Origin of the sequence: Pseudodonghicola xiamenensis DSM 18339 (assembly GCF_000429365.1) — a bacterium.
GTDB classification, from domain to species: domain Bacteria; phylum Pseudomonadota; class Alphaproteobacteria; order Rhodobacterales; family Rhodobacteraceae; genus Pseudodonghicola; species Pseudodonghicola xiamenensis.
Map to the genome: position 1 here is coordinate 21,252 of NZ_AUBS01000037.1, position 13,033 is coordinate 34,284.

At 64.3% G+C, this 13,033-nt stretch carries 13 protein-coding genes and 1 pseudogene; 12 read left to right on the forward strand and 2 right to left on the reverse strand.

The features are described from left to right. Window positions 1–113: 113 nt before the first annotated feature. Window positions 114–377 carry a pyocin activator PrtN family protein gene (locus G455_RS0119095; RefSeq protein WP_028095157.1) on the reverse strand — a complete coding sequence of 88 codons (264 nt, stop codon included), beginning with the start codon at window positions 375–377 and terminating at the stop codon, window positions 114–116. A gap of 461 nt (window positions 378–838) precedes the next feature. On the opposite strand from G455_RS0119095, the gene G455_RS0119100 reads away from it, so the two are divergent. The 10 genes from G455_RS0119100 to G455_RS0119145 all read left to right on the forward strand — a co-directional run bounded on the left by G455_RS0119100 (window position 839) and on the right by G455_RS0119145 (window position 8,152). Further along, window positions 839–1,801 carry an ArdC family protein gene (locus G455_RS0119100; RefSeq protein WP_028095158.1) on the forward strand — a complete coding sequence of 321 codons (963 nt, stop codon included), beginning with the start codon at window positions 839–841 and terminating at the stop codon, window positions 1,799–1,801. Continuing rightward, window positions 1,798–2,193 (forward strand): DUF2958 domain-containing protein, encoded by a 396-nt coding sequence (locus tag G455_RS0119105; protein WP_028095159.1) that lies wholly within the window; start codon window positions 1,798–1,800, stop codon window positions 2,191–2,193. The genes G455_RS0119100 and G455_RS0119105 overlap by 4 nt, the downstream gene beginning before the upstream one ends. A gap of 114 nt (window positions 2,194–2,307) precedes the next feature. Next, window positions 2,308–2,796 (forward strand): JAB domain-containing protein, encoded by a 489-nt coding sequence (locus G455_RS0119110; RefSeq protein WP_051312634.1) that lies wholly within the window; start codon window positions 2,308–2,310, stop codon window positions 2,794–2,796. Between the two features lie 116 nt (window positions 2,797–2,912). Then, window positions 2,913–5,051 carry a ParB/RepB/Spo0J family partition protein gene (locus tag G455_RS0119115; RefSeq protein ID WP_028095161.1) on the forward strand — a complete coding sequence of 713 codons (2,139 nt, stop codon included), beginning with the start codon at window positions 2,913–2,915 and terminating at the stop codon, window positions 5,049–5,051. 60 nt (window positions 5,052–5,111) lie between these two features. Then, window positions 5,112–5,333 (forward strand): hypothetical protein, encoded by a 222-nt coding sequence (locus G455_RS0119120; RefSeq protein ID WP_028095162.1) that lies wholly within the window; start codon window positions 5,112–5,114, stop codon window positions 5,331–5,333. A 65-nt stretch (window positions 5,334–5,398) separates the two neighbouring features. Continuing rightward, window positions 5,399–5,704, forward strand: coding sequence for a hypothetical protein (locus G455_RS0119125; RefSeq protein ID WP_028095163.1), 306 nt, complete (start codon window positions 5,399–5,401; stop codon window positions 5,702–5,704). Between the two features lie 415 nt (window positions 5,705–6,119). Then, window positions 6,120–6,284, forward strand: coding sequence for a hypothetical protein (locus tag G455_RS26725; RefSeq protein ID WP_154664430.1), 165 nt, complete (start codon window positions 6,120–6,122; stop codon window positions 6,282–6,284). Window positions 6,285–6,484: 200 nt separating this feature from the next. After that, complete coding sequence (locus G455_RS0119135; protein WP_028095164.1) at window positions 6,485–7,033, forward strand: hypothetical protein; 549 nt, start codon at window positions 6,485–6,487, stop codon at window positions 7,031–7,033. Window positions 7,034–7,098: 65 nt separating this feature from the next. After that, window positions 7,099–7,515 carry a hypothetical protein gene (locus G455_RS0119140; RefSeq protein WP_028095165.1) on the forward strand — a complete coding sequence of 139 codons (417 nt, stop codon included), beginning with the start codon at window positions 7,099–7,101 and terminating at the stop codon, window positions 7,513–7,515. Then, entirely contained in the window at window positions 7,508–8,152 is a 645-nt protein-coding gene (locus G455_RS0119145) for a hypothetical protein (protein ID WP_028095166.1), read from the forward strand. The genes G455_RS0119140 and G455_RS0119145 overlap by 8 nt, the downstream gene beginning before the upstream one ends. Window positions 8,153–8,164: 12 nt before the next feature. Here G455_RS0119145 and G455_RS0119150 read toward each other — a convergent pair whose 3' ends face one another. After that, on the reverse strand, window positions 8,165–9,709 hold the full coding sequence (locus G455_RS0119150; RefSeq protein WP_028095167.1) for a Fic family protein: 1,545 nt from the start codon (window positions 9,707–9,709) through the stop codon (window positions 8,165–8,167). Window positions 9,710–9,943: 234 nt separating this feature from the next. On the opposite strand from G455_RS0119150, the pseudogene G455_RS24710 reads away from it, so the two are divergent. Both G455_RS24710 and G455_RS26140 read left to right on the forward strand, forming a co-directional pair. Then, window positions 9,944–12,478, forward strand: a pseudogene (locus G455_RS24710) (strawberry notch-like NTP hydrolase domain-containing protein); the annotation flags it as partial. Between the two features lie 258 nt (window positions 12,479–12,736). Next, window positions 12,737–13,033: TOTE conflict system archaeo-eukaryotic primase domain-containing protein (locus G455_RS26140; RefSeq protein WP_407636251.1), on the forward strand; the 297-nt coding region annotated here is incomplete at its 3' end.

Here is a 13,033-nt window from a genome sequence, read left to right on the forward strand (position 1 = left end):
GATGAACAGTTTTCTGACAGGATTCAATCCATGATGCGTAGCGGATGAGATATCTGGTCACATCGTGCCAGAGGTATCATTCGCTCGTCCGAGCATCTGTCGTAGCGGGGGGCTTACCGTGGCCCCTGCAGTTGCATGCATTCCGCCACGGCAGCAGCCCGCCTCTTGTCCAGGTACTCGGCCAGATCCTCGATATGGACGCCTTTGGCGCATTTCTGCGACGCTTCCATACGGATAAGGGGGAGGGCGATTGAACCTGCCGAGATCTTGCGGATGAACTTGTCTGTACTCAGTTCGAAAAAATCCCTGGCGACATCTTCCGCAGGAATGATCGGTCGCCCGGAATACATCGCCATCAAGAGAAACGCGGTGTTCATGACGATTGCATAGCCGGAAAAAGGGCGAGCAGGGTGGAGGTGAGGAAAGGGATTGTACGACGCACGGATCGAACAGGTGCGTTCAGCTTGATGTCAGCCATATGGTCCTCTTCTACTGCCCGTTGGCTTTGAGCCCGAGCTCTCGGGAAGGAAGGCGTCTGGCGCTGGAAAGTAGGCACCGCGATTGCGTGTCAGATAAGCGCAGATATCGTGGGGATTACAACACGTCGGGGATTGGGGCTCGCGAGCGTTGGCTTTTGCCTTTTTACGGCTGACTCGGCTGAATGCGAGGATTGTCTGGGGGAAAGCCTTCCTCCTGGTCGGCACTTGCGCTACCGACACACCCCCATCAACGGGGAGGCCCCGCAACGCCCCCTGAGAGTGAGAGTGCGGGCGGGTTTTCCGTGACGGGTTGAGGGCTGGAGGAGAGGCCTCCGGCGCCCGTCGCGGAGATCATCCCGATGACCAGAGAGCATCGCGCGGCCCGCAAGAGCGGTCCGCGCACGAACCTTTATGACGACATCACCGACAAGATCATCGCCGAGCTGGAGGACGGCCGACTGCCTTGGGTTCAGCCTTGGGGAACGGCGGCGGCGCAGGCGCCGCTCGCCATGCCGTGCAACGCCAGCACGGGTCGGCAATATTCCGGGATCAATGTCCTGATCCTCTGGGGCGCCGTGATCCAGCAGGGCTATCCAACCCAGCACTGGCTGACGTTCCGCCAGGCGCTGTCGCTCGGCGGTAATGTCCGCAAGGGCGAGCGGGGCACGACCGTCGTCTATGCCGACCGATTCACGCCTGAAGACGAGAAGCGCCACGCCCGGGAGACCGGAGAGGACGCAAACAGCATCCCGTTCCTGAAGCGCTTCACCGTGTTCAACGCGGCGCAATGCGAGGGTCTGCCCGACGATATGGCCATCGAGGCACCGCCACCGCCGCCCGGGCTGATCGAGCCGCGGGTCGAGGCACTGATCAAAGCGACCGGTATCGACTTCCGGATCGGTGGTAACCGCGCCTTCTATGTCCCCTCGCTCGATTATGTGCAGGTGCCGCCTCCGCAGGCCTATTTCGAGCCGATCAATTGGCACCGCACTGCGCTGCACGAGATGGGGCACGCGACAGGCCATGCCTCACGGTTGGGGCGGGATTTCTCGGGCGCTTTCGGCACGAGGAAATACGCCTTTGAGGAACTGATCGCCGAGATTTCGAGCGCGTTCTGCTGCGCCTCGCTCGGGATCGTCCCGACCGTGCGCCACGCCGATTACCTGGGCTCCTGGCTGGAGGTGATGCGCGAGGATTCGCGGGCCATCGTGCGTGCCGCCTCGCAGGCCAGCAAGGCGGCCGACTGGCTGCTGGCTCATCTGCCCGACGACAGCACCGATGTTGATCGGCAAATCTCGACGGAAGCGAGGGCTGCGGCATGATCCTCCTGACCGACACACAGCGTGACCGTTTGCTGGCGAATGGCCGCGATCGCGATCAGGATCACATTCCGGTCGTGAAGTTCTTCAATCCCTTCGGCGCCGGTGTCTGGCTCGCGACCGAGCTCGACGAGGACGGCGACATCATGTTTGGCCTGGCCGACATCGGCTACCCCGAGCTTGGCTCCTGGAGCCTCGACGAACTGCGCTCCGTTCGGCTACCCTTCGGCATGGGCATCGAGCGGGATCTGCTGTTCACGGGGGATTTCCCGATCTCGGTCTGGGCCAAGGCCGCCCGCGAAACCGGCAGCATTCGCGATGCCGAGCGCCTGCTTTATCGCGCGGGCCGCCTGCCAGGCGGGACACGCCCCGATACGGAGCCCCCGCGTTCCTGAGATCCACGCTCTTCAGCTTCGGCGCCGCTCTCTTCGCAGGAAGAGGGCGGCGCTTCTCCTCGTGATGCGGTGAAAGTTCGGCGCCCGGCCGGCTGCCCGTCGGAGAACAGCACCATGACACGAAACACGAGAACACCCGCCATCGAATCACAGCCGCTCCGGTTCTCCGCCCAGGAGCAGGCCGTAGTCTACGAGGCCCGGCAGATCATGCTGCGCCACCTCAATCAGAACCCTGTCCTGACGTCCTGGCAGGCGGTGCTCGACTATTGCGCCCTCACCATCAGGGGCGATGTGGAGCGCTTCCATGTCCTCTATCTCGACCGCAGGAACCGGCTGATCTCAGACGAGTGCCTCGCCACCGGCACAGTCGATCATGTCCCGGTCTATCCCCGGGAGGTGCTGCGGCGCTGCCTGGCGCTCAATGCCTCGGCGCTGATCATCGTCCACAATCATCCGGCCGGAGATCCCGAGCCCTCGGCCGCCGATCTCGCGATGACGAAAGAAATCGGGAACGCCTGTGCGTCCTTAGGGGTGATGCTGCACGACCACATCATCACCGGGGCTGGCCGGGAGACCAGCTTGCGTGCCCGCGGTGAGCTCTGATGGGTCTGCGCGTTCATCCGCGGCTCGGCCATGAGAGGGAAAGGAGGGTGGGGGTTTCGTGACGGGCTGGTTGCCGGAGAGAGAGGCTCCCCGGCGTCCGTCATGGAGACCCCGACATGGCCAATGCCACTCAGAAGATCACCCTGTCGTCCTCGCGCGACATCCCCTTCAACAAGCTGGTGCTCAGCCAGTCCAACGTCCGGCGGGTAAAAGCCGGCATCTCGGTCGAGGAACTGGCCGAGTCCATCGCCCGCCGCGGGCTGATCCAGTCCCTGCATGTCCGGCCCGAGCTCGACGCCGAGGGGCAGGAAACCGGCCTCTTCGAGGTGCCGGCTGGCGGCCGCCGCTACCGTGCGCTGGAACTGTTGGTCAAACAGAAGCGCCTCAACAAGACCGCGCCGGTGCCCTGTGTCGTTTCGGAGGCCGGAGACGATATCCTGATCGACGAGGTGTCGCTGGCCGAGAATATCGAGCGTGCGCCGCTGCATCCGCTCGACCAGTTCCGCGCCTTCCAGGTCCTTCGTGAGAAGGGCATGAGCGAAGAGGAGATCGCCGCCGCCTTTTTTGTCGACGCCAAGGTGGTGAAGCAGCGCCTGCGCCTGGCCTCGGCCTCGCCGGCGCTGCTCGAGACCTATGCCGAGGACGGCATGACGCTGGAACAGCTCATGGCCTTCACTGTCTCCGACGACCATGCCCGTCAGGAACAGGTCTGGGAGGCAATCAAGGATGGTTGGCAGAAGGAGCCCTACACGATCCGTCGCATGCTGACCGAGACCACGGTGCGCGCTTCCGACAAGCGGGCGCTCTTCGTCGGCATTGAGGCCTATGATGCGGCGGGTGGCTATGTGCTGCGCGACCTCTTCCAGCAGGACGATGGCGGCTGGCTCCAGGACCCAGTGCTGCTCGACCGGCTGGCAGGCGAGAAGCTGAAGGTCGAGGCGGAAACCATCGCCGCCGAGGGCTGGAAGTGGATCGAGGTCGCGGCCGATTTTCCCTATGGCCATACCAGTGGCATGCGCCGTCTGGCCGGCACCACCATCGACCTGACCGACCAGGAGCGTGCCGAGCGCGAAAAGCTCCGCGACGAGTTCGACGCGTTGGAGGCGCAATATGCCGAGGCCGACGAACTGCCCGACGAGGTGGACTCGCGGCTCGGCGAGATCGAGGAGGCGCTGGAAGCCTTCGAGACCCGGCCGATGCGCTACGACGCCGATCAGATGGCCCGCGCCGGTGTCTTCGTCAGCATCCGCCATGACGGTCAACTCGCCGTCGAGCGCGGCTATGTCCGCCCCGAAGACGAGGTGGTGGAAGGCCAAGGGAGCGATGGCGCCGATGGTGCCGATGGTGCATCTGCCGAAGGCGGTGACGACGGCAGCGTCCGGCGCGCCGTCATCACCGTCGGCGGTGCAGCGCCGGAGACCGACGAGGACGAAGAGGTCGACACCATCCGGCCGCTGCCCGATCGCCTCGTCAGCGAGTTGACCGCGCATCGCACCCTGGCACTCCGGGATGCCGTGGCGTCCAACCCGCATGTTGCCATGACGGCGCTACTGCACCGCCTGGTCACCGATTGCTTCCTGCCGCACTCCACCAGGGGGTGCCTCGAGGCTCATGTCCGGGAGGTTCATTTCCCGGCACAGGCCGACGATCTGGGCGAGAGCGCTTCGGCGCGCGCCATCGCCGTTCGGCACGAACGCTGGGGCGATCACATCCCGGCCGACGATGCGGCGCTCTGGGACTGGCTGGCCGATCAGGACGACGACACCCGCATGGAGTTGCTCGCCCATTGCGTCAGCTTCGGCGTCAACGCCCTGCACGAGAAGCCCAACCCCTATGGGGGCATGGGTGTCAGCCAGCACGGGCTCGACGTGCGCCTGACCCAGGCCGACAGGCTGGCCCAGGCGACGGGCCTCGACATGGTGGCCGTGGGCTGGCGGCCGACCGTCGGCAACTATCTCGGCCGCGTGACCAAGCCCCGGATCATCGAGGCAGTGCGCGAGGGCGCCGGCGAACGGGCCGCCCAGCTCATCGACCACCTGAAGAAGGGCGACATGGCCACGGAAGCCGAGCGCCTGCTGGCCGAAACCGGCTGGTTGCCGGAGCCGCTGCGCCTGGTGGACCCCGATGCCGAGGTCGATGCGGATGCCGGGATCGACGCCGAGGCCAACGATCTGCCCGAGTTCCTCGCCGGAGACGGCGAAGAGGACGAAGCCGCCGGGGACGAAGACCCGCAGAGCATGGTCGCCGCGGAATGATCCTCACGCGGGGCGGTCCCGATCGCCCCGCAGTTCTTTCCTCAGCTTCAGGACGTCCCCATGACTTTCAAACGCGACACGTCCACTCGGCGCATCGTCTTTTCCTATCTCGTCCCCGTGCATGTCGAGGTCGAGGACGGCATCGTCGCCGATGTTGTCGTCATCGACGAAACCCCGATCCGGGATCCCACGCTGATCGAAGGTGACGGCGACCTGCTTACCCAGGCCGTCACCGACGCCAATGACGGACAGGCATGGCCGTCCTGGCGCTTCGGCTACTGATCCCGCTTTCCGTTTCCGCAACTTGCCCGGTCCTCGTGGCCGGGCTTTTTCTTTGGAGAAACCTGATGCCCGCAATGATCGATATTGACCGGATATTCCGTGAGAACCTCGCCAGTCCGCCATCCGAACGCACGCTGCCCTGGGAGGAAGCCCGCGACGGCATCACAGTGGTCGTGGAGCCGAAACCGCATTGGGCGGATGACATGCGCGCCTTCCGTCTCGAAGCCCGCGCCTATTGCCGTTACGCCGATTGGACAGCGAACGGAGGTCATGTCCGGTTCTACGGTCATATCGACACCTCCGGCGATGAGGTGATGATGAAAGCGCGCGCCATGATCGCCCGCGAGATCGCCGATGGACTCTGGGACTGAAGGGCAGTTCACGTCCGACGATAGCCGCCACCGTGGACCTGTCATCGGCCTGTATGGCTCCAGCTCCAGCTGCACGACGGTGCCACTCATCATGTTCGGCATCGGTGTCCGCCCCCGTCCTCGAACACATTCCTGATGCCAGCATGGCGGCAAAGCTGGCCGGGCGAAGCATCTGCAAGGGGGGATCCGGCGCCTGTCGGATGCAAGACACCACCCCCGCTTCCATTCGCTAACCTTGGTCTGATCCGTCTCTTTGACATTCAACCCCGGAGGGGTCGGCTTACGCATACGTGCCGCCCTCGGGGATTCGGAAAAAGTCCGAACGCCCGAGGGTGAGTGCAGATCCGGTCAGACACGTCGGGCGCCTGTCGCGCGGGGGATGGTCCCCCGCCTCCAGTGACAGGAGCCAATCCCGATGTCCTATGCAGATGCCACCGCTTTCGCCGCCAGCCTCGCCACCACGCTGATGGTCGTAATCGTCGTGTTCCAGGCCGGGGACGGAACCCACGGCGCCATACCCGCCGACGAGTTCGACGGCGACGAAGACATGGTGAAGCTGGAACTGGATCCATGGGAGTAAGGCGCGAAAGAGCCTCACCCCAAACGGCCCGAGCGCGGAGACCCGCGCTGCGGGCCTTCAGTGCCTCACGATGGTCCCCCATCGTCGGCAGCGGAACCGGGAACAAGCCCGGTCAGAGAGGAAGAGTGCGGGCCTTTCGGCCGTGACGGGTTGAGGGCTGGAGAGAGAGGCTCTCCGGCGCCCGTCATGGAGTGATCCCGATGACCTTTGCCCGTTCCGAAACCTTCCGCTCCATCGGCCAGATTCTGGCGGCTGATGTTCTGCCTGCGCTTTATCGGTCGCAAAAGCTGCCGCTGCGGGTCTCTTGCCTCGGCGTCGCCAGCTATGACGCCAGTGACGCGGCGAACAGCTTCGACCGCGTGATCCCGCTTGGCGAATGCCCGTCACCGGAGGATGCCATCCAGGCCGCAGCCTTGTCCCTGTCGCGCGGTGATATTTGCATGGGGCCGAATAGCTTTCCGTATTTCCAGCCGCGCATCATGCTCATTCAGGACCGCGATCAGCGCCTGGTCCTCGCCGGCGAAATCCGCGCCGGCATTATCCTCTGGCAACAGCCGGTCGCATCCGATGCCGAGGCACGCAGGATTGTGACCGAGGCCAGCCGACTGCGCGGTATGGCATTCCTAGCCTCGGAGCCCGGGGATGCGAGACGGCTGCGTTACCGCGCCGCTGCGCTGGAGGCGCGGTTGGTTGATCCCTTCTGGCGCGAGACCGCGGCCGATCTGCTCCGCCTGCCACAGGCTGTCTGAGCTTCACCCTTTCCATCCCATCCGGCTCGGTTTCACGCCGGGCCATGTCATGCCCGGAGACCATCATGGCCGACTATTTCACCCATTTCTCCTGCCTGCTCGATGTGGGCACCCCCGAGCAGGCCGCCCGCGCGCTCGATCTCTACATTGCGCTCTCGGATGAGAATGCCGCTGGGGATCCGCCTTCGGACGGGTTTCTGCTTTCCATTCAACCCGAGCATGGCGGAACCCAGCTCTGGATGCGCGATGATGGCACCGGCGATCCCGAGCATGTCATCCAATTCGTCAAACGCTGCGCGAAGGAGTTCGGGCTGACCGGCCTTTGGGGAATGCAATACGCCAATACCTGCTCGAAGCCGCGTGTGGACGGGTTCGGCGGCGGGGCGCACGTCCTCGATCTCGCCACCGGCGAGACGGTGGACTGGATCTATACCGATGGCTGGCTTTCCTCCGTTCTCGAAGGGAGAGATCCCTATGCCTGAGATCATCGAAACCACCGTCTATCGCCTCGAAGAGCTTTCCGATGCAGCCAGGGACAAAGCCCGCGCCTGGTATCGCGAAGGTGGCTTCGACGATGACTGGTACGATGCCGTCTATGAGGATTTCCAGCGCGTCGCGGAAATTCTGGGTTTGGACCTCAAGACCCGTACCGTCCGGTTGATGGGCGGTGGGACACGGCAGGACCCTTGCATCTGGTTCCGGGGCTTCTGGAACCAGGGGGATGGTGCGTGCTTTGAATTGTGGTATTCCTACCAGAAACACGCTCCGCGCCGGATCAGGGAATACGCCCCCCAGGATACCGCGCTTCACCGCATCGCCGACGCCCTTCAGGCGATCCAGCGGCGCAATTTCTACCAGCTACGCGCCGAGGCCGCCCATCGTGGCCATTATTACCATGAGTATTGCATGGCGATCTCGGTCGAGCGTGACAGCCCGAACTGGCAGGACTTGACCGCCGACGCCGAGGAGGTGGTTATCGAGGCGTTGCGCGATCTCGCCCGTTGGCTCTATCGCCAGCTCGAGCGCGAGTTTGACTATCTATCCTCGGATGAGTCCGTCGATGAGGCCATCATCGCCAACGGCTACACGTTCACCGAAGCCGGCCAACGGTTTGGGTGAGGAGGCTCGGCCTCAGAATTCCTCCTGCAACTCCGCATAGATGGCTTCGATCCGGTTGGCCTCCTCGTCGGTTAGTGCGGCGAACTCCTTCGCTCTGGCGCGTCCGGAAAGCCTGCCATCGTTCTGGTGCAGGAAACGAAACAGCAGGTCGAGCACGCGGTCCGGCATGTCGATCAGGCCCGAGACGCGGGACTTGAACCCGTCATAGGCACGCAGGAACCGGGTCTCTGCTGGCAGGTCATGGTCGATTGTCTGAGCCACGCAGGCGAAGAGGAATTCGGCATGGGGCGTGGCATCGAAGAAGCGATAGAAATCGCCGGTGTCGTTCAGCACCTCGACGTTCCCGCGATCGGTTGGGCGCCAGCTGACATGGGGCAGCAGTCGACGCGAATAGCTCTCGAGCACCTGCCGATAAGCTTCGATCCGTTCGAGGATCACCGCCGACACCGGGAAGACCAGCCCAGGCGGATTGAAGCCGCGTGCAGCAAGCACGTGGTGGATCAGGTAGCGATGAAGGCGCCCGTTGCCGTCCTCGAACGGGTGGATATAGACGAAGCCGAAGGCGAGGCCGGCAGCCGCCAGAACAGGGTCGAGCCCCGGGGCGATATTGCGGTCGAACGCTTCGAGCCCGGCGATCAGCGCAGGCAGGTCTTCATGCCGGGCGCTGACGTGATCGGGCAGGGGGGCGCCGGTCGCGCGGTCATGCTCGCCAATGAAGCCACCGTCCTGCCGCAGGCCCAGATGGACGAAGCGGGCATCGCCGATGACGATGCGTTGCAGGCGTTCGAGTTCTGCCCGGTCGATCGGATGCCGCCCGGCTTCGCCGATGATCTGGCCCCAGCGCCGGATGCGATCCTGGGGCGGGTTCTCGCCTTCGATCTGGAAACTCGACCGTGAATCCTTGAGCAGCAGGAAGGCTGCCGTGCGCGCGAGCAGATCGGCGGGCACTTCGGCCAGCACCGCGCGGGCCTCGGCTGCCAGATCGCGGGCGATGAAGGCCTCGATTGCCGGAGTGCGGAAGATCATCGGGCAGAAATCGGGGGTGCCGGGCAGGTTGTTGCGGACCCGGTGGCGCGGTGAGGGGGCGCCCTCTGCGTCCCATTGGAGCTTGGCATCGACCACGGGCGCGTAATTGCCGCGTGTGGCGTCGGGCAGATCCAATTCCGCGCCGAGGAGCCACTCGTAGAGGAACCAGACCCTGCGCGCGTAGCTGCCCGTCGGGGCGGCCTCGACAATGGCCTGGATCGGCTCCGGGCCGGTTGCCATGAACAGCCGCTTGAGAACTGCCAGATCCAGCCCCTCGTAGCGCAGCGCGAAGGTCAGATGACCGATGAGGCTCGCCTCGGGTTCATGGCGGGGCGTGTAGAGGCGCCAGCCGTCGGCCGCGTAGACCTTGTGACGTGGGCCGATGGCGGAAAGTGTCCGGGGCAGGGGCGTTGCGAGCGCATAGGCATCGATCAGCGCAGCATAGCCCGCAGGTGTGGCCTCCTCGGGGAGCCAGCGCTCGTGAAAAACGGTTACGGCACCTGAAAACGGATTCCTTTGCGCCTGCTCCATGAAATTCAGTTCTTGGTCCTGATGATGGATATCAAGTCAGTATATCTCATGAATATTGATTACAATCAATGAGATCTTGCGAAAATTGATGGTGCAGCGCTGTCGCCCCCGGGTCTGCGAGGTGATGGGGCATGAGGTGCCGAGTCAGAGAGGGGGCCGGGACGGGGTGAGTCCGGGTGGTCGAGAGAGAGCACTATCCGGGCTTGTCCCTCCCGCTCTCCGAGGATCTCCGACATGAACATCTCGTCTCCCGTGACCGATCCGGTTACGCCGCTCGGCGCCGCGCCCGCGATCCTGGCCGCCGCCAATCTCCTCCTTCCCCATCTCGAACGCGGCCAGCGCGTCGATACTGCGATCCTGCGCGATGCGATGGAAACCGCTTTCGGCGCGTCCGACGCCACCGGCGCCTGGGACTGGAAGCTCGCCTATGAGGCCGGTGAGGTCGCCACGGTTCTGTTCCTGCGCAAATACGGAAAGACGCTCTTCTGTAAAGCCGCATCTCCGGTTTCCCGGCTCGTGTCGCTGGCGAAGATCGCGGGGTTGTTGCCGACGCAGACCCGCCGCTCCGAGGAAAGCCAGAGCTTCCAGCAGTTCAGCACACCTCTGCCTCTCGGCCTTGCCGCCCTGACCGCGGCCGCGATCACGCCTGACGATTTGGTGCTGGAGCCTTCGGCCGGCACCGGCCTGATGGCGATCCTGGCGCAGACTGCCGGCGGCTCGCTGATCCTCAACGAGTTTGCCGAGACCCGCGCCGATCTTCTCTCGTCCCTCTTTCCGGCCTTTCCCGTCACCCGGTTCGACGCCGCCCAGATCGACGATCATCTGGTCCCGGAGACCGTGCCGTCGGTAGTGCTGATGAACCCGCCTTTCTCGGTCCTGGCCAATGTCGAGGGGCGGATGGCGGATGCTGCCCTTCGTCATGTTGCCTCGGCGCTGGCCCGGCTTGCTCCTGGCGGACGGCTGGTCACGATCGCCGGGGCCAATTTCAGCCCGGAAGCACCGGCCTGGCGCGACGCCTTCATGCGCCTGCAGGATCGCGGGCGCGTGGTCTTCACTGCGGCCATCGATGGCGCGGTCTTTGCGAAGCACGGTACCAGCATCGATACGCGGCTGACCGTCATCGACAAGCTGCCTGCCGACGATCCGTCCTTTTTCCCGGCATCAAAGGGCACCGCACCGGATGTCGCCACGCTGCTCGGCTGGATCAAAAGCCAGGTTCCGCCGCGCTTGCCGGTCTCGCTGCCGAAGGTCGCTTCTCCCATGCCGGCGGCTGCCCCGAAGACCGTGCGCGGTTATCTCGCTCGCGCCACAGCGTCCCGACCCGCCGCCGCACCAGCGTCCGATCCCGAGGGGGTGGAGCTCGAGTATGAGACCGTGGACTGGGCGCCGCCCGAAGGCGCGCGCTTGTCGGACGCGATCTATGAGGAATATGCGCTGCAATCGCTGCGTATTCCCGGCGCACAGCCGCATCCGACCAGGCTGGTACAGTCTGCCGCCATGGCCTCGGTCGCACCGCCGAAGCCGTCCTACCGGCCCATGCTGCCCGCCGACATCCGTACCCGCCTGTCGGACGCGCAGTTGGAGACGGTGATCTATGCAGGGGAAGCCCATGCCGATCACCTCGCCGGCGCATGGACCGTGGACGAACATTTCGACAACGTGCGCGCCGCCGCCGAGGATGCCGCCGGAGCTGTCCGCTTCCGCCGGGGCTTCATGCTCGGTGACGGCACCGGCGCCGGCAAGGGCCGTCAGTCGGCCGGGATCATCCTCGACAACTGGCTGCGTGGCCGCCGCAAGGCGGTCTGGATCAGCAAGTCCGACAAGCTGATCGAGGATGCGCAGCGCGACTGGTCGGCGCTCGGCATGGAACGCCTGCTGGTAACGCCACTCTCGCGCTTCTCTCAAGGGGCAAAGATCACGCTGTCGGAAGGCATCCTGTTTACCACCTATGCCACGCTGCGCTCCGACGACCGGGGCGAGAAGGTTTCGCGCGTCAAGCAGATCGTCGAATGGTTGGGCACCGATTTCGATGGGGTCATCATCTTCGACGAGAGCCATGCGATGCAGAATGCCGGTGGCGGTAAGGGAGACCGCGGCGATATCGCCGCCAGCCAGCAGGGACGCGCAGGCCTGCGGCTCCAGCATGCCCTGCCGGATGCGCGCGTGGTCTATGTCTCGGCAACCGGGGCCACGACAGTCCACAACCTCGCCTATGCCCAGCGGCTCGGTCTCTGGGGTGGCGAGGATTTTCCGTTCCAGACCCGCGCCGAGTTCGTCGAGGCGATCGAGGCCGGCGGCGTGGCAGCCATGGAGGTGCTCGCCCGCGATTTGCGTTCTCTCGGCCTCTATACCGCGCGCTCGCTCTCCTACGACGGCGTCGAATACGAACTGGTCGAGCACAAGCTCACCGAAGAGCAGCGCCGCATCTATGACGCTTACGCGGCCGCATTCGCCGTGATCCATGGAAACCTGGCCGCGGCGATGGAGGCGGCCAACATCACCGGCAGTGAAGGCACGCTAAACCGGCAGGCCAAATCCGCAGCGCGGTCGGCCTTCGAGAGCACCAAGCAGCGCTTCTTCGGGCATCTGCTGACCTCGATGAAAACCCCGACGCTGATCCGTTCGATCGAAGCCGATCTGGCGGCGGGCCATGCGGCCGTCATCCAGATCGTCTCGACCGGCGAGGCGCTGATGGAACGGCGACTAGCCGAGATACCCACCGACGAATGGAACGACATTTCCGTCGATGTCACGCCGAGGGAATATGTCTTATCCGGAGCTCGGGATAAGACATAATATGCCGCGTCAGCATTATGCTGAGTTCGGGGCTTCAAGCTGTTGTTCTGGTGATTCATTTTCAGGTTTCCGCTTTGGATAATCATGATGCCTCTGCTCTCAACCGCAGAAGGACATCCCCCATGAACTCCCCCTCGAACTCTCCGCTCGGCTGCCATGCAGACCTTCTTACGCCAGTCTCTTCCGCGCTTTATGCTGGGCGGGACGGAAGAGACTGGGTGGAAATCGCGGGTGGCTGAAAAGAGCGACATAGAGGCGGACTTGGCGCGGGTTCGAGCGCGTCTGGCAGATCTGGATGCCGAGCAGCGTGAGCTTCAGCGCAAGATGGTGGCACTCGAGGCTCACCTCGCTGCAGAGCATGCGCTGGCAGTGAAACAGCCTTCCTTCGACAACGCCCCCGTCACGAATGCCTCGCCGTCGCACGAAAAGGTTGATCTGTTCCGCCGCCTGTTCGCCGGTCGGCCTGACGTATTCCCGGTGCGATGGGAAAACAGGAAGACCGGTCGCTCAGGATATTCGCCTGCTTGT